The organism is Bradyrhizobium sp. USDA 4486, assembly GCF_054057995.1.
Window position 1 is genome coordinate 5,365,059 of record NZ_JBSRZV010000001.1, and the last position, 15,901, is coordinate 5,380,959.

At 65.3% G+C, this 15,901-nt stretch carries 20 protein-coding genes; 15 read left to right on the forward strand and 5 right to left on the reverse strand.

The genetic code is table 11. The features are described 5' to 3' along the window. Window positions 1–195 precede the first annotated feature (195 nt). The 7 genes from napE to ACVWY3_RS25430 all read left to right on the forward strand — a co-directional run bounded on the left by napE (window position 196) and on the right by ACVWY3_RS25430 (window position 7,237). On the forward strand, window positions 196–381 hold the full coding sequence (gene napE / locus ACVWY3_RS25400; RefSeq protein ID WP_456840906.1) for a periplasmic nitrate reductase, NapE protein: 186 nt from the start codon (window positions 196–198) through the stop codon (window positions 379–381). Between the two features lie 25 nt (window positions 382–406). Then, window positions 407–736, forward strand: coding sequence for a chaperone NapD (locus tag ACVWY3_RS25405; RefSeq protein WP_456840907.1), 330 nt, complete (start codon window positions 407–409; stop codon window positions 734–736). Between the two features lie 16 nt (window positions 737–752). Then, window positions 753–3,266, forward strand: coding sequence for a nitrate reductase catalytic subunit NapA (gene napA, locus ACVWY3_RS25410; protein ID WP_456840908.1), 2,514 nt, complete (start codon window positions 753–755; stop codon window positions 3,264–3,266). Then, window positions 3,263–3,733: a nitrate reductase cytochrome c-type subunit gene (locus tag ACVWY3_RS25415; protein ID WP_456840909.1), complete on the forward strand. Its 471-nt coding sequence runs from the start codon at window positions 3,263–3,265 to the stop codon at window positions 3,731–3,733. The genes napA and ACVWY3_RS25415 overlap by 4 nt, the downstream gene beginning before the upstream one ends. Then, window positions 3,730–4,395, forward strand: a complete 666-nt coding sequence (locus ACVWY3_RS25420; protein WP_456840910.1) for a NapC/NirT family cytochrome c — start codon at window positions 3,730–3,732, stop codon at window positions 4,393–4,395. The genes ACVWY3_RS25415 and ACVWY3_RS25420 overlap by 4 nt, the downstream gene beginning before the upstream one ends. A 276-nt stretch (window positions 4,396–4,671) precedes the next feature. Further along, window positions 4,672–5,787, forward strand: coding sequence for an ATP-dependent DNA helicase (locus ACVWY3_RS25425; protein WP_456840911.1), 1,116 nt, complete (start codon window positions 4,672–4,674; stop codon window positions 5,785–5,787). A gap of 82 nt (window positions 5,788–5,869) precedes the next feature. Further along, a complete protein-coding gene (locus ACVWY3_RS25430) occupies window positions 5,870–7,237 on the forward strand; it encodes a twin-arginine translocation signal domain-containing protein (RefSeq protein WP_456840912.1) in 1,368 nt (455 codons plus the stop codon). A 19-nt stretch (window positions 7,238–7,256) separates the two neighbouring features. Here the strand turns inward: ACVWY3_RS25430 and ACVWY3_RS25435 are convergent, their stop codons facing one another. After that, on the reverse strand, window positions 7,257–7,427 hold the full coding sequence (locus ACVWY3_RS25435) for a hypothetical protein (RefSeq protein WP_456843584.1): 171 nt from the start codon (window positions 7,425–7,427) through the stop codon (window positions 7,257–7,259). Between the two features lie 130 nt (window positions 7,428–7,557). Between ACVWY3_RS25435 and msrA the strand changes: the two genes are divergently transcribed. The 4 genes from msrA (at window position 7,558) to ACVWY3_RS25455 (ending at window position 9,494) form a co-directional block, all read left to right on the forward strand. After that, window positions 7,558–8,262, forward strand: a complete 705-nt coding sequence (gene msrA / locus ACVWY3_RS25440; protein WP_456840913.1) for a peptide-methionine (S)-S-oxide reductase MsrA — start codon at window positions 7,558–7,560, stop codon at window positions 8,260–8,262. 30 nt (window positions 8,263–8,292) lie between these two features. After that, window positions 8,293–8,712, forward strand: coding sequence for a peptide-methionine (R)-S-oxide reductase MsrB (msrB, locus tag ACVWY3_RS25445; RefSeq protein WP_456840914.1), 420 nt, complete (start codon window positions 8,293–8,295; stop codon window positions 8,710–8,712). Between the two features lie 109 nt (window positions 8,713–8,821). Further along, complete coding sequence (locus ACVWY3_RS25450) at window positions 8,822–8,986, forward strand: DUF3309 family protein (RefSeq protein ID WP_235543602.1); 165 nt, start codon at window positions 8,822–8,824, stop codon at window positions 8,984–8,986. A gap of 214 nt (window positions 8,987–9,200) precedes the next feature. Then, window positions 9,201–9,494 (forward strand): hypothetical protein, encoded by a 294-nt coding sequence (locus ACVWY3_RS25455; protein ID WP_456840915.1) that lies wholly within the window; start codon window positions 9,201–9,203, stop codon window positions 9,492–9,494. 277 nt (window positions 9,495–9,771) lie between these two features. On the opposite strand, the gene ACVWY3_RS25460 is transcribed toward ACVWY3_RS25455, so the two are convergent. Together ACVWY3_RS25460 and ACVWY3_RS25465 are read right to left on the reverse strand one after the other, a co-directional pair. Beyond that, a complete protein-coding gene (locus ACVWY3_RS25460) occupies window positions 9,772–10,329 on the reverse strand; it encodes a DUF4112 domain-containing protein (RefSeq protein ID WP_456840916.1) in 558 nt (185 codons plus the stop codon). 59 nt (window positions 10,330–10,388) lie between these two features. Beyond that, window positions 10,389–10,814, reverse strand: a complete 426-nt coding sequence (locus ACVWY3_RS25465; RefSeq protein WP_456840917.1) for a DUF5413 family protein — start codon at window positions 10,812–10,814, stop codon at window positions 10,389–10,391. Between the two features lie 143 nt (window positions 10,815–10,957). Between ACVWY3_RS25465 and ACVWY3_RS25470 the strand changes: the two genes are divergently transcribed. The 4 genes from ACVWY3_RS25470 (at window position 10,958) to ACVWY3_RS25485 (ending at window position 12,665) form a co-directional block, all read left to right on the forward strand. Continuing rightward, window positions 10,958–11,194: a hypothetical protein gene (locus ACVWY3_RS25470; protein WP_456840918.1), complete on the forward strand. Its 237-nt coding sequence runs from the start codon at window positions 10,958–10,960 to the stop codon at window positions 11,192–11,194. A gap of 35 nt (window positions 11,195–11,229) precedes the next feature. After that, a complete protein-coding gene (locus tag ACVWY3_RS25475; RefSeq protein WP_456840919.1) occupies window positions 11,230–11,460 on the forward strand; it encodes a hypothetical protein in 231 nt (76 codons plus the stop codon). A gap of 259 nt (window positions 11,461–11,719) precedes the next feature. Beyond that, entirely contained in the window at window positions 11,720–11,992 is a 273-nt protein-coding gene (locus tag ACVWY3_RS25480; protein ID WP_456840920.1) for a hypothetical protein, read from the forward strand. A 127-nt stretch (window positions 11,993–12,119) separates the two neighbouring features. Next, entirely contained in the window at window positions 12,120–12,665 is a 546-nt protein-coding gene (locus tag ACVWY3_RS25485; RefSeq protein WP_456840921.1) for a hypothetical protein, read from the forward strand. 5 nt (window positions 12,666–12,670) lie between these two features. Here the strand turns inward: ACVWY3_RS25485 and ACVWY3_RS25490 are convergent, their stop codons facing one another. After that, the gene (locus tag ACVWY3_RS25490; protein WP_456840922.1) at window positions 12,671–14,281 is read right to left on the reverse strand and encodes a hypothetical protein; all 1,611 of its coding nucleotides are present in this window, start codon (window positions 14,279–14,281) and stop codon (window positions 12,671–12,673) included. A gap of 37 nt (window positions 14,282–14,318) precedes the next feature. Beyond that, window positions 14,319–15,611, reverse strand: coding sequence for an adenylosuccinate synthase (locus ACVWY3_RS25495; protein WP_456840923.1), 1,293 nt, complete (start codon window positions 15,609–15,611; stop codon window positions 14,319–14,321). Window positions 15,612–15,901 lie beyond the last annotated feature (290 nt).

A 15,901-nucleotide genomic window follows, 5' to 3' on the forward strand; every position in this document is an offset into this window, starting at 1 on the left:
ATTCCGCCGCGCGGGAGACCCGATCCTTCGGCTGTAGGTCGCAATCAGCAGCCTTTCGGCGAGGTGCTGCGACATCCGCGCAAACCGATGAATTGATCCAGATCAACGCGTTAGCGATCCTGCTGCATCTAAGGTGCGGCAAGGCAACGGCCCGGATGCCGTCCCGATTCCCATAGAATTTCAGAGAGACCGAATATGTCGGGCCCTGACGACACGACCTCGCGCGTGCGCCGTAGGCGCATGGAGATTTTCGCCTTCCTGTTCCTGACCGCGGTCGTGATGCCGGTCCTCGCGGTCGGAACGGTCGGCTCCTACGGCCTCGGCGTCTGGATCTACCAGATGTTCGCCGGTCCTCCCGGCCCGCCACCCTCCCCGCATTGATTCCGACAAGCGAAAGACAGCCATCATGGCCCAGGGCTTACTCAACAAGGCCACACTCAACCGCCGCGCATTGATCACCGGCCGGGTGCTCAGCACCGAGGGCGTCATCTCCCCGCCTGGCTGTGAGATCGCCAGCATCGTCGTGCAGGCGCGGCCCGAGCGTCTTTCCGAGCTGGAAGCCGAGATCGCCGCGCTCCCCGGCTGCGAAATTCATGGACGGGATCCACGCGGAAAACTCGTCGTCGTGACCGAGGCGCCGGACACCGGCAGCCTCGGCACCCTGCTCAACACCATCCAGTCGCTGCGCCACGTCTATTCCGCGGCGCTGGTCTTCCACGCCATCGAAACGACTTAAGGGCCGGAGAGCCATCATGACATCGCCGAAGCTCGACCGCCGCCAGATGCTGAAGCTCGAGGCCGCCGCGATCGCGGCCGCCGCTGCCGGCATGCCCGCGCCCTCGCTTGCCGCCAATCTCGTCACCGAGCGCGACAACAGCGAGTTGAAATGGGACAAGGCCGCCTGCCGATTCTGCGGCACCGGCTGCTCCGTGATGGTCGCGACCAAGGACAACCGCGTCGTCGCCACCCATGGCGACATCAAGGCCGAGGTCAATCGCGGCCTCAACTGCGTCAAGGGCTACTTCCTCTCCAAGATCATGTACGGCCACGACCGCCTGACGCAGCCGATGCTGCGCAAGACGAACGGCAAATACGACAAGAACGGCGACTTCACACCCGTGTCCTGGACCGAAGCCTTCGACATCATGGAGGCGAAGTGGAAGGAGGCGATCAAGAAACGCGGGCCGAACGGCGTCGCCATGTTCGGCTCCGGCCAGTGGACGATCTGGGAGGGCTATGCGGCCTCGAAGCTGTTCAAGGCCGGCTTCCGCACCAACAACATCGATCCCAACGCGCGGCACTGCATGGCCTCGGCGGTGGCCGGCATGATGCGCACCTTCGGCATCGACGAGCCGGCCGGCTGCTACGACGACATCGAGGCCACCGACGCCTTCGTGCTGTGGGGCTCCAACATGGCGGAGATGCATCCCATCCTGTGGACGCGCCTCGCCGACCGCCGGCTCTCCGCGCCGCATGTCCGCGTCGCCGTGCTCTCCACCTTCGAGCACCGCTCGTTCGACCTCGCCGACATCGGCATGGTGTTCGTGCCGCAGACCGATCTCTACATCCTCAACGCCATCGCCAACCACATCATCACGACCGGACAGGTCAACAAGGATTTCGTCAACGCCCATACCATCTTCAGGCGCGGGCAGACCGACATCGGTTATGGCCTGCGGCCCGAGCATCCGCTGCAGAAGAAGGCCACGGGCGCGGCCAAGGCCAACGACTCCACCGAGATGAGCTACGACGAGTTCGTCAAGTTCGTCTCCGACTACACGCTGGAGAAGGCGGCAAAAATGTCCGGCGTGCCGCTCAACCGCTTGGAGGCGCTGGCCGAGCTCTACGCAGATCCCAAGACGAAGGTGGTCTCGTTCTGGACCATGGGCTTCAACCAGCACACCCGCGGCGTCTGGTGCAACAACCTCGTCTACAACATCCATCTTCTGACCGGAAAGATCTCCTCGCCCGGCAACAGCCCGTTCTCGCTAACCGGCCAGCCCTCGGCCTGCGGCACCGCGCGCGAGGTCGGCACCTTCTCGCACCGCCTGCCCGCCGACATGGTCGTGACCAACAAGGCCCATCGCGATCACGCCGAGCACATCTGGCAGCTGCCCGAAGGCACCATTCCCGACAAGAACGGCGCCCACGCCGTGCTGCAAAGCCGGATGCTGAAGGACGGGCTGATCAATGCCTATTGGGTGCAGGTCAACAACAACCTGCAGGCCGGCCCCAACGCCAACGAGGAAACCTATCCGGGCTTCCGCAACCCCGACAATTTCATCGTGGTCTCGGACGCCTATCCGACCGTGACGGCGCTTGCCGCCGACCTGATCCTGCCGACCGCGATGTGGGTGGAGAAGGAAGGCGCCTATGGCAATGCCGAGCGGCGCACGCAGTTCTGGCACCAGCTCGTCAATGCGCCGGGCGAGGCCAAATCCGACCTCTGGCAGCTCATGGAGTTTTCCAAGCGCTTCAAGATCGAGGAGGTGTGGCCGGAGGAGCTGATCGCCAAGAAGCCGGAGCTGCGCGGCAAGACGCTGTTCGACGTGCTCTACAAGAATGGCCAGGTCGACAAGTTTCCTGTTGCGGAGATCGAGGAGGGCTACGCCAACGAGGAATCCAAGGCGTTCGGCTTCTATGTGCAGAAGGGCCTGTTCGAGGAATACGCCCAGTTCGGCCGCGGCCACGGCCACGACCTCGCGCCGTTCGAGAGCTATCACAAAGAGCGCGGCCTGCGCTGGCCGGTGGTGAATGGCCAGGAAACGCGCTGGCGCTTCCGCGAGGGCAGCGACCCCTACGTCAAGCAGGGCACCGACGTGCAGTTCTACGGCTATCCGGACGGCAAGGCGCGCATCTTCGCGCTGCCTTACGAGCCGCCAGCGGAATCGCCCGACAACGAATATCCCTATTGGCTCTCGACCGGCCGCGTGCTGGAGCACTGGCATTCCGGCACCATGACGCGCCGCGTGCCCGAGCTCTACAAGGCATTCCCCGAGGCGGTCTGCTTCATGCATCCCGACGATGCGCAGGACATGAAGCTGCGCCGGGGCGACGAGGTGAAGGTGGTCTCGCGCCGCGGCTTCATCCGCGCCCGCGTCGAGACGCGCGGCCGCGACCGGCCGCCGCGCGGTCTCGTGTTCGTGCCCTGGTTCGACGAGTCCAAGCTGATCAACAAGGTGACGCTGGACGCCACCGATCCGATCTCGCTGCAAACCGACTTCAAGAAATGCGCCGTGCGTATCGAGCGGGTGAACCTGTCATGATGAAACGATTTGGCATAGCCGTGCTCGCGGTCGCGATCGCGGCCGGCGCGAGCTCGCTGACCGCGCAGACGGTGACGTCGGGCCTGCGCGGCGCGACCCCGCTCAACGACGAGGGCCCGGCGCCGCCGATGCTGCCGAACCGCAACACCTCCGAGCGGGAGTCGCGCAATTATCCGGAGCAGCCGCCGGTCATCCCGCACACGATCGACGGCTACCAGATCGACCTCAACGGCAACAAATGCCTGTCCTGCCACGCGCGAGCGCGCACGGCGGAATCGCAGGCGCCGATGGTCTCGATCACGCATTTCATGGACCGCGACGGCCAGTTCCTGGCCTCGATATCGCCGCGCCGGTTCTTCTGCACCGAATGCCACGTGCCGCAGAACACCGCGACGCCGCCGGTCAGCAACGATTTCACCGACATCGACACGCTGCTGTCGCGCGCAAGCCCCGGTGGCCGGCGATGACGACGACTGCTGACGGGCCCAATGAAAAGCTGGAGCAGGAGCTGAAGGCCAAGCGCGGCTTCATCGCGCGAAGTTCGGACTTCGCGCTCGAGCTCTGGGGCGTGCTGACGCGGCCGAGCACGGTGTTTGCATTGGGCACACTGGTGCTGGCTGGCTTCATAGCCGGCGTGATCTTCTGGGGCGGCTTCAACACCGCGCTGGAGCTCACCAATACCGAGAAATTCTGCACCGGCTGCCACGAGATGAAGGACAACGTCTACGCCGAGCTAAAGTCGACCATCCATTTCACCAACCGCTCCGGCGTGCGCGCGACCTGCCCGGATTGTCACGTGCCGCACAACTGGACCGACAAGATCGCGCGCAAGATGCAGGCCTCCAAGGAGGTCTGGGGCAAGATCTTCGGCACGATCGACACGCGAGAGAAGTTTCTCGATCACCGCCTCGAGCTCGCCGCGCATGAATGGGCGCGCTTCAAGGCCAACGACTCTCTTGAGTGCCGCAACTGCCACAGCGCCGATTCCATGGACATCACCAAGCAGTCGCCGCGGGCCTCGGTGGCGCACCAGCGCTTCCTGTTCACCGGCGAGAAGACCTGTATCGACTGCCACAAGGGCATCGCCCACCACCTGCCCGACATGCGCGGCGTTCCGGGCTGGCAGTAGGGCAGTCCGCGCTTGGTGAGGTCCGAGCAAGCACCTCGTTCTTCGAGACGGCTGCTTCGCGGCCTCCTCAGGATCAGGCTGAGCGGGATCTTTGCCCTCTGAAACCGCTGCCGCGCACGCCGTCCTCATCCTGAGGGCCTGCCGAAGGCGGGCGTCTCGGAGGATGGGCCACGGGACGTGTCTTGAGATGCGGTTGCCCTGCGCTTGAACCGCCAGGGCGAATGGTTAGTTTTGGGAGGACGGCGAATCGCCTCGTTTCGCCCTTTCAAGACAGATATGGCCACCTTCACCCCGCATCAGGACGCCGCGCTCAAGGCCGTTGGCGACTGGCTGAAAGCAAAACCCGGACGAGGCGGCACGCCGCCGGTGTTCCGCCTGTTCGGCTTTGCCGGCACCGGCAAGACCACGCTGGCGCGCCACATCGCAGAAGGCGTCGACGGCGAGGTGAAGTTCGCCGCCTTCACCGGCAAGGCGGCGCTCGTGATGCGCAACAAGGGCTGCGACCAGGCCTCCACCATCCACTCGCTGATCTACCGCGCCCGCGAATCCGGCGAGGAGCAGCCGAGCTTTGAGTTGTGGGACGACGCGCCGGCGTCCAAGGCCAAGTTGATCGTGATCGACGAATGCTCCATGGTCGATGCCGAACTCGGCCGCGACCTGATGTCGTTCGAATGTCCGCTCTTGGTGCTGGGCGATCCCGCGCAGTTGCCGCCGATCCAGGGCGGCGGCTTCTTCACCAATTGCGAGCCGGACGCGATGCTGACCGAGGTGCATCGCCAGGCCCAGGACGATCCGATCGTGCGGATGTCGATGGACGTGCGCGAGGGCCGCGAGCTCGACATCGGCCGTTACGGCGAGAGCGAGGTGGTGTCGCGCAAGGAGCTCGACCCTGATCGCGTCATGGGCGCCGACCAGGTGCTTGTCGGCCGCAACAACACGCGGCGCGCGTACAACATGCGGGTGCGCCAGCGGCAGAACATCGAGGATCAGTTTCCCGTCGCCGGCGACAAGCTGGTGTGCCTGCGCAACAACCGCAAGAAGGGCCTGTTCAACGGTGGCCTGTGGCGCGTCAAGTCGCGCAATACCTCGCGCTCGAAATCGCGCATCCTGTCGATGCGGCTCTCGCCCGACGAGGATTTCGGGCACAAGGTGACGAAGGTGTCGGTGCGCGCCGATTGCTTCGAGGGCGGCATCGAGCAGATCGCCTGGGAGCAGCGCAAGCCCTATGACGAGTTCGACTACGGCTACGTGCTGACCGTGCACAAGTCGCAGGGCTCGCAATGGGACGACGTCGTGCTGTTCGACGAGAGTTTTGCGTTTCAGGAGTCCAGGGCACGGTGGCTCTATACCGGAATCACGCGGGCGGCGAAGCGGTTGAGCGTGGTGGTGTGACTAAGGTGACGCGCCGCGCAATGCATTCACCATGCGCTAGGCTTTGATGTGTATCACCATGCGATCCGCATGGGGCACGCGCATGAACACCGGAAGACCCGACTACCTCAACACGTTTGATCAGGCCCGCGCGAGCCGTCGCGACGTTCTGAAAGCTTCCGGCGTCGCGGCTGGTACATTCGCTGCCTCGCTCGCCGCGCCGGCGATCGCGCAGTCCGCGCCGCTTCGCATCGAGCACTCCGAGAAGCCGGTCCGGGTCTCGAAGGAACGCCTGAATGCGCTCGCGGCAAAATTCTATGGCGTGTTCAACGAACACGACATCCTGCCCAAGGACTTCTCCGAAAAGCATGCCGCGCGCCACGACGTCGAGCTGCGCCGTATCGTCACCTTCACGCGCGTACCGGAAACCGGGGAGCGGGTGAAGGTGAGCGCGCTCGTCGCACTCCCCGTCGGCATCAGAGGTGCGTTGCCGGTCGTGTCCTGGCAGCATGGCACGATCCTGTCGTTCGACCAGGTTCCGTCGAACCTGCTGCGCCTCGGCGATGAGAACTATCAGCTCCGCGACAATGTCGACTCGCTGGAGACGCTGTTCAACATCCAGCGCTTCGCCGGCAACGGCTATGCCGTCATCGCCGCCGATTACATCGGCAAGGGCCCCTATCGCGACGGTCGCGGCGAGGCCTATGCGGTCAAGGCTGCCACGGTGCAATGCTGCCTTGACGTGCTCGGTGCCGGGTTGCGCGAGCTGCGAACGGCCGGCCTCCGCCCATCGGCGCTGTTTCTGAACGGCTGGTCGCAAGGCGCGCTGAACACGCAATGGCTGAAGCAGGAGATGCAGCGCCGCAGCATGAAGGTGACGTCGACCGCCGTGCAGAGCCCCTTCAACAATCTGGCCGAAAGCTTCCATTACTGGGTGAACCCGGCCTCTTATATTCCAGCCACCGAGACGTCTTATCCGATGCCTCCGGCCTGGATCACGCCCTGCCTGATCGTGCTGCTCGGAAGCTATCGCCGGTATTACGGCTTGAGCGATCTGTTCAAGACCGCGATCAAGCCGCAATACCAGGCGTTCGCGGAAAAATACTGGGCGGACTATAGCTTGGCGGGCGAGACCGCGAGCAGCGTTCCTCCGGCAGCCGATTTCCTGGTGGATGGGCTGTTCGAGCGCTTCACCACGGAGACCAACAGCCGGCTGCTGCGCCGGCTCGGCAACAATGGCGCGACCCTCTGGGGCTACGATTCCCCGATCCGCTTCTATTATGGTTTGGCGGACGAGGCGCTGCACCCGCGCCTGGTGAGGCCGGCGGTCGCCGCGGGCGGGCGTTTCGCGAATGGCGTTCCGGTCGGCGGCGCCAGCCATCGCATCACCTTCCTGGCGAGCCTCTATGGCGATAGCACCACGCTGAACGGACAATCCACGGCTTTCGACTGGTTCAATTCGCTGCTGTGAGGGCGCCGCTCCGGCGGCCTCACTTCCTCGCCACCAAATAGTAGTCCTCGCGTCCCGGCGGCGAGCCATAGGTGAACGGCTGCTGCTCGTGCCGGGTGGCGGCCCAGACGTCGTCGCGGACGATGTCGAACAGCAGAAGGCGGATTGGGCCGTGGTCTATTACGCCGGCCACGGCTTCGGGGTTCTTCACGCAGTCGTGTCTCTCCTTCTGTAACAATCGCCCGCTCGTTCCGTATCTCCGATGTCCGAAATCGCCGGGCAGGCTGTTCGCCCGCCGCTAACCGCCTTAGACTGTCAGGCCTTCCGAAAGAGGATCCGCCATGAGCCGACCTGTCCTGTTGTCCCTGCTCGCCGCCACCGCCGCCGCGACACTGGCCTTCGCCATGCCGTCACGGGCCGCCGAGGACGCGGTCGTGATCCCCGCTCCCGCCATGGACGCGGCGCCGGCAACCGGCATCCAGACCGCCGTGGTCGCCGGCGGCTGCTTCTGGGGCGTGCAGGGCGTCTTCCAGCACACCGCCGGCGTCGTCAACGCTGTCTCCGGCTATGCCGGCGGCACCAAGGCGACCGCCGACTACCAGAGCGTCTCGAGCGGCCGGACCGGCCACGCCGAGTCGGTCGAGATCAAGTTCGACCCGAAGAAGATTTCCTACGGCAAGATTCTCCAGATCTACTTCTCGGTGGTGCACGATCCGACCCAGCTCAATCGCCAGGGCCCCGACACCGGCACGCAATATCGCTCGGCCATCTTCACCACCTCCGACGAGCAGAAGAAGGTGGCGGAGGCCTATATCGCCCAGCTCGACAGCGCCAAGGTGTTCAATAGGCCGATCGTGACCAAGGTCGGCGCGCTGGAGGCGTTCTATCCGGCCGAGGCCTATCACCAGGATTATTTGACGCTGCACCCGAACCAGCCCTACATCGCCTACAACGACCTTCCGAAGGTCGAGAACCTGAAAAAGCTGTTCGCGGATAACTACATCGAGAAGCCGACGCTGGTCAGTGCCAGCAAGGCGACCAACTGATCGAAAGATCGCAAGAGAAACGGGAGACCCATGCCCGACACCAAGGCGAAAACCACCGACGACAAAGTCATCAAGAGCGAGGAGCAGTGGCGGCGCGAGCTGACGCCGATGCAGTACGCGGTGCTGCGCGAGAAGGCGACCGAGCGTCCCTTCACGGGCGAGTACGAGCATGACCACCGCGCCGGCACCTATGTCTGCGCCGGCTGCGGCAATGTACTGTTCAAGTCCGATGCCAAGTTCGATTCCGGCTGCGGCTGGCCGAGCTTCACCCAGCCCGCCGTCGAGAGCCATATCGACGAGGAGCGGGACTTGAGCCACGGCATGATCCGCACCGAGGTGCTGTGCTCCAAGTGCAGCGGCCATCTCGGCCATGTCTTTCCCGACGGTCCCGGTCCGACCGGCCTGCGCTATTGCATCAACTCGGCGGCGCTGAAGCTCGAGCCGAAATAATTATTGCGCATCATTGGGTTCCCCAGTGGAACCCGATGACACTCATGTGCTTTTCTCTCCTGGCGGTGGGGCCGATGCGCACAGTCCGCCGGCCGCCAGGGAGGATACCATGACGCTTGGGACCATCCTGATCATCCTGGTGATCATCTATCTCTTGGGCGGCTGGTCCGGCCGGATCGGCGGCTACGGCTACGGCATGGGCCATTCCGGCATGGGAATCGGCGGCGTCGTTCTGGTGGTGCTGATCGTGCTGTTGCTTCTTGGCAAACTGTAAACCATTCAAGTCATTGCGATTACTGGATTTCTCGCGCCTGCGGGGCTGCCATGCATGGATTCATCATTTCCCGCCGCAGGGGTCGCAATTCCGTCAAATCGGCCTATATTAAAGAGCGAAAATGACATGTGCGGCGGGCTCGCTCGATTGCGGCCCCTGCCCTCCCAAACCCCACGCGCTTGAAGCCCCAGAGAAGATCACGAGGTCTTTGACCATGCGTCCACTGCGTCCGTTCAACTTCAACACTTCCGCCGAACTGTTCCCCGCCGCGATCCGCAAGAAGAAGCGCGCCGGCTTCACCTATCGCCGGTTCGGCACCGCGGCCGAGGCCGTGCAGTTCGCGATGGAGCAGTTGCCGACGGATTCACTGAACGGCGCCTATCTCCAAGTCGAGGAAGCGCGCTTCGACCAGAACGGGATCCGTTCGCTCTATGAGAGCGACGCCTTCCCGCTGCCCCGCCGTCCCAAGCCGGCGCAGGCCGCCGAGACCGACGCCGACGCGGCGTAAGTTTCTTCGCAAGCCTCCGATGTGCGCAGGAAGCGCGATGGCCGAACGGTCGTCGCGCTTTTTGCGTTTTGGTTCTCCCTCCCCCCGCTTGCAGAAACAAGGCGAACTCTTGTGCCCTGGACGCAGTGCAGCGCTCCTTCAGCGGTGCGCTGCAGAGCCGGGGCCCGCGCATCAACGTCACCTGCGGCTTTCCTGGGTCCAGGCTCTGCGGCGCAGCGCCTACGCGCTGCACCTTGTCCGGGACAAAAAAGAGGGGAGACAGAGGGGGCAAACAGCCTTACATCCGCGGCTGCTTGTCGAGCCAGCGGCGGAGCAGGCGCACGTTGCGCATGTTGGCGCGGAACATGACGTCGAAGGCGTCGCCGGCGAACGGCACCATGCCGACCACGCCATCGACCGCGACATTGCCGAGCATCCGCGCGGTGATGTACCAGGGCGCGCCCAAGGCGCGCGCCTCGCGCACCAGCCACAGCGAGATCGCAGTGGTGATGATGTCGCCGACGACAGGGATCAGCCCGATTAGCCCGTCGATGCCGTAGCGGATATTGGTGCCGGGCAGGATGAAGGCGACGTCGAGCAGTTTGGCGATCGCCTCGAGCCGCGCGATGCGCTGCTCACGGGTGAGACTGCCGAACGGGCTGCCGGCGAACGGATTGTCCTTGCCGAACTCGAAGCGAAACTCGCGAAACCCCTGATCCAGCGTCTCGGGGCGGATCTCATGCCCCTCCTGGTCGATGATCGGCCCGCGCGCCTCGCGGTCCGAAAAACCCGCGCGCGAGCGCCCTCCCGAACGGGATTTGCGCGGAGCAAGGATGTCGTCATCGGACATGGTCATGGTCTCTGGAGAACGCAACGGCGTGACGGAGGTTGCTGCCGCGCTCGAACGTCGCGCGCTCAGGTCGGGGCCGCTGCCGGTTGCGGCTCCTCGATATATCTATGCACGAGCCAGGATGAAATCACGGCCGGCACGAGCCCGACCAGGCCGTACAGGATGAACTGAACCACGCCGGAATCCGGCCCGCGCGAGCTGTAGGTCAGCGAGGCAAGGAGGAAGGCGAACAGGCCGACCAGCAGCATGCGCACGACCGGGCCGATCCGCCTGACATGGAGCAGGATGTCGTCGACCGCCCCGATCATCAGCGAGGGCAGGAAGCCGAACAGGTAGCTGTATTGCAGGGTCTTGAAGAACACCGCGAACAGCTTGCCGACCTCGCCGAGGCTGGTCTGGGCCCAATAGCCGGACTGGTAGGTGGTGGTCAGCAGCAGGAGAAACCCGCCGACGAACGGACCGACCAGCGCAAACACCAGATAGCGTTTCATCGAACCCCTCGTTACTCCACCTCGTTATAGCAGCGCCGCGGGAACCTTGAACAGCAGGCGCGGGCCCCTCCTCAAGGGGAACAAGTGGCAAGGCGCCGAGTTCAGACAGGACCTGAATCATTGCTGCCGGATTGGAGCCGCCAATGTCCCGCAAACTTGTCTTGGCGACGATCACGCTGGTTGCCATGAGCGGCCTGTCTCCCGCTCTTGCGCAGGGCCACATGGGCACGCCGCAGGAGCAGAACGCGTGCTCCCGGGACGCCTCGCGGCTCTGCCGCAAGGACCTCGGCAATGACAGCGCGGTGCAAAGCTGCCTGCAAGCCAACCGCGCCAAGCTGTCGCGCGCCTGCAGCAAGGTCTTCCAGAGCCACGGCATGTGAGGATCGAGCCCCTGCGGAGATCGGCGATGTCAGACATGCTGCGCGACGAGCAACTCTCGATCCTCAGGGAAATCAGCCAATCCGTTGCCTTCGCGGACGATCGGCACGGCAAGATCGGCGAGCTGATTGCGGGCGGCTATGTGATGAAGGACGGCGATCTGTTCGAGCTCACGCCAAAAGGCGTCAGCGCCCTCGAGGAACACGCCGCCGCGCTCGGCGCTGATGATGCGGACGACGCGGACGCATCGTCGGATCGGCCGATGTGACCCGCGCATTGCTGCCTTCCGCGTGACGTGCGCGCAACAACTGCGAATTCCTTCTCGTTGACCATTGCAGCTGCGTGACAATGGCGCATACTCGAATCGGGCGGCGCAGCACTTTTCGATTCGGACATCAGGAAATCGAGCGACCACATGCGGGAGTAAGCTCCCGGCGTGAAGGCTGTGACATGCGGCAGATCAAGCCGCGTGCGGCGCCCCAAAATCAAAGTGGCTCAAGCCCTAGGGAACTCGGGGACCATTCTACATGTCACGCTATCACACCATCGTTTCGCTATTCGCCTTCACCGCCGCCATCGCACTCCAGACGTCACCCGGCCTTGCCTTCTCGTCCGAAGCACAGCAAATGTGCTCCGCCGACGCGATGCGGTTGTGCTCTGGTGAAATCCCGGACATCCCCAGGATCACTGCCTGCATGGTCCGGAACAAGTCGCGTGTCAGCCCCGGCTGCCGCGCCGTGATGGACCGCGAGCACGCGGCGGCCGCAGCCGCGCGCAAGCGGGAAGCGGCGGCGCAATAAGTGGGCGGCCGGCAGCGTCGAGCAGCGGCGGGTGCGACAACGCGCGCTCGCCGCGCGTCCGGCCTCACGGGAAACATTGTCGGGTTCCCGACATTGATCCGTTTCGAACGAGCAATCGGAGCGGATCATGGCTTCACGGACATTTGGAACGCTGGTCGCGATCGTCCTTGGCGGCATCATCACGCCGGCCCTTGCGCAAGGCACAAGCGGAGCTGCCGCCGGCTCGGGCGGCACCGGTTCCGCGGGCGCGGCGGCCGCGGGTTCAACGGGCGCCTACGGGAACGGAGCCTATGGTGCCGGCACTTATGGCGCGTACAGCGGGACCAGCACCATCAGGCCGGCGACCAATTTAGGACCGACCGGCAGCACCAGCGGAACCACAGGCGGCACGAGGGGAACGACGGGCACCACAGGCGCAATCGCGCCGCCGAGGAAGGCGACGAACTATTTCGTGCCGTCCGATCCGTCGCTCGTTGGCCCGAGCGCGACGGCGTCCGCTCAGAGGAGTACGGCCATCAACGGTTCGAACACGGCACCGGGAGCGGACCAATCAACGGGTGCCGTCGGTGCGGCCGGGGTCGGCGTCGGCCATACCGCCAACGGGCAACCGATCGGCAGCTCCGGCTCGGGCCTTGGCTCGCCGGAAAATCCAATCGGCTCGACGTCGAAGTAGTTGGGCTAGTCGCCCCACTGCGCGAAGGCGTCGTTGAAGGCGCGCTCGCCCGGGGCGCCCTTCTCGATGGCGATGATGGCGCGGCGCTGGTTGGCGTAGACCAGCGGCACGTCGAACCATGAGCGCTCCTTCAGGAGCTGGACGTTGCGCGCGCGGTCGGCATCGACATTGGAGAGGCCGACCAGGAAGAAGCCGTCGGTGACCTTGACTGCGAGGCCGGCGAGCGGCGTGCCGCGCGCCTGCTCGTTTGACTTCATCAGGATGCCCGGCACGTTGGAGACGCTGCCGCCCGAAAAATCCGGCGGCAGGATGAAGGTCAATTCCGCGGTGTGGCTCGCCGGCAGCGAGGAGTCGGTGTTGCGGCGGAACGACATCGTCATCTTGAACTTGCGGTCGGGGATCTCGATGTCGGCGCGCACGGCGACGTCGGCCTTCTGGTTGCCCGACGCCTTGATCGGCTCGAGCCGCCACACCACCGAGCCGACATATTGCTTGCCCTTCGGATCGGACGGATCCTCGTCGTACAGGACGACCTTCTGCGCCACCGGCGCGACCGGCTGGTCACTGGCGGAGGGCTGGCCGACTCGATCCGGGATCTTCGGCTTGCTCTGCGGCTGTGACTGATCCTTCGGCGCCTCCACCACCTGGGTCGACGAGGACTTGAACAGATTGGTCGCGGTCTGGACCAGCTGCTTGCCCCAGAGGATGCCGGCGCCGACCAGGATCAACACGATGCCGATGGCGATCGCGCTCTTGAACGGGAACATCGAGCCGGTGCGGGCGCGCTTCTTGGCGTCGCGCTCCGGCCCGATGCGCGGACGCGGCGACGGTGGCGTGTAGCCCTCGGCCTCCTCCACCGACTCGTCGTAGGAATAGGGCGCGTCCTGCTCGCCGGCGCGGTTTTCCAGGCTCGGCTCCAGCCGGTCGAATTCCGGCGAGGGCGAGGGCACGTTGGCGTAGGTGCGGCGCGCGGCACGGTTGGCCTGCGCAGCGGCCCCCCCGAGATCGTTGGCGTCGGCGGTGATGTCGCGGAAGCCGCGCACGCCCGGCGCGGGCGGCAGCGGCGGCGGCGGTCCGATGTCCGGCGGACGACGCCCGCCGGCGCGATCGCGCCCAGCCTGCGGAGGTGCCGGCGGCTCCGGCATCGGCGGACCGGGCGGCCCCGGCTGGCGCGGGGCGTCGAAACGCGGCGCCCGGGGCGGACGCTGGGTATCGCCCTGGTCATCGGCATTGAAGGACGGACGGTCGGCCCGCGGCGGCGGCGGGGCCGAACGGGTGCGGGGCGGGCTACCCGGCTGAGGCCCGGCCGCATTGCCCTCGGCGGCGCGGGTGCTGGCTCTCCGGAAGGCATCGCCGCTGCCGCCGCGCCCACCGCCACCGGGCCGCGAGGCCTCGCGGGCGCGCTGGGCGGCCTCGGATTCGACCTTGCGAACCGCCTCTTCCAGCGACAGCCGCTCGCGGGTGATCTCGGATTCGGAGAGCGGCGGCTGCACGCTGCGCAGCTGCGCGATCAGCGCCGTGCGCGCGCGCTCATAGAGCGCACGACGGCTTTCGCCGGGAGCGTTGGGGTCCAGGGCGGCAATAGCGCGGGCGATCAGCGGATAGTAATCAGCCATTTCTACTCAACTATACGCGCCTCCCGGTAAGATATCGTTAAGCCTCAAACGGATTTTGCACCAGGATAGTATCTTCACGTTCAGGGCTGGTGGAAAGCAGCGCGACCGGACACCCCACCAATTCCTCGATCCGGCGGACATATTTGATGGCCTGGGCCGGCAGGTCGGCCCAGGACCGCGCATTGGCGGTCGGCTCCTTCCAGCCCTCGATAGTCTCGTAGATCGGCTCGACCCGGGCCTGGGCGCCCTCGCCGGCCGGAAAATGGTCGATCTCCTTGCCGTCGAGCTTGTAGCCGGTGCAGACCTCGATCGTGTCGAAGCCGTCGAGGATGTCGAGCTTGGTCAGCGCCAGGCCATTGATGCCGCAGGTGCGGACCGCCTGGCGGACCAGCACGGCGTCGAACCAGCCGCAGCGGCGCGGACGACCGGTGTTGGTGCCGAACTCGCGGCCGCGCTCGCCGATCTTGCGGCCGGTCTCATTGTCCTGCTCGGTCGGGAACGGGCCCTGGCCGACACGGGTCGTGTAGGCCTTGCACAGGCCGAGCACGTAGCCGACGGCGCCCGGCCCGAGGCCGGCGCCGGTCGCGGCCTGCGCCGCCACCGTGTTGGACGAGGTGACGTAGGGGTAAGTGCCGTGGTCGACGTCGAGCAACGCGCCTTGCGCGCCCTCGAACAGCATGCGCTTGCCGGCGCGCCGCTCGATATCGAGCAGCCGCCACACCGTTTCCGCATAGGGCAACAGCTGCGGCGCCAGCGCGCTCAGCTCCTTCAGGATCTCCTTGCCGTCGAACTCCGGCAGGTTGAGACCACGGCGCAGCGCGTTGTGATGCGCCAGCAGCCGGTCGATCTTGTGCGGCAGGGTGTCGAGGTCGGCGAGGTCCATCAGGCGGATGGCGCGGCGGCCGACCTTGTCCTCATAAGCCGGGCCGATGCCGCGGCGGGTCGTGCCGATCGCGGTCGCCGCGCTCGCGGATTCGCGCAACGCATCGAGCTCACGGTGCAGCGGCAGGATCAGGGTGACGTTCTCGGCGACACGCAGATTGTCGGGGGAGACCGAGACACCCTGCGCACGCAGCTTGGTGACCTCGTCGAGGAAGGCGGCGGGATCGAACACCACGCCGTTGCCGATCACGGAGAGCTTGCCCTCGCGCAGCACGCCCGAGGGCAACAGCGCGAGCTTATAGGTCTTGCCGTTGATCACCAGCGTATGGCCGGCGTTATGACCGCCCTGGAAGCGGACGACGATGTCCGCCTGCTCCGACAACCAGTCGACGATCTTGCCCTTCCCTTCGTCGCCCCACTGGGCGCCGACGACGACAACATTGGCCATTCGCGGGTAATCCTTCGAAGATTTCTCTGTAGGTGGCACGATCCGAACGGAAAACCGGGACCCACTTTTCCTAAGATCGTGCCTAGCGCCCAGCCCTATTCCCGGCCCAAGGCCGTTCGCACGCGAGGCAGCCCCACCGGATAAAGGAAGCGGCCCTTCTAGGCAAGCAAGAACGGGGCTTTTTCGGGCCCCGGAGGCCGGCCCAAGCCTTTGATATCCCCTTAAAATCTCGCAACCTTGGCGGCCGGCGCCACACCTTCGACCAAAGCGTGAGAAGCCGCCTTCGCCGC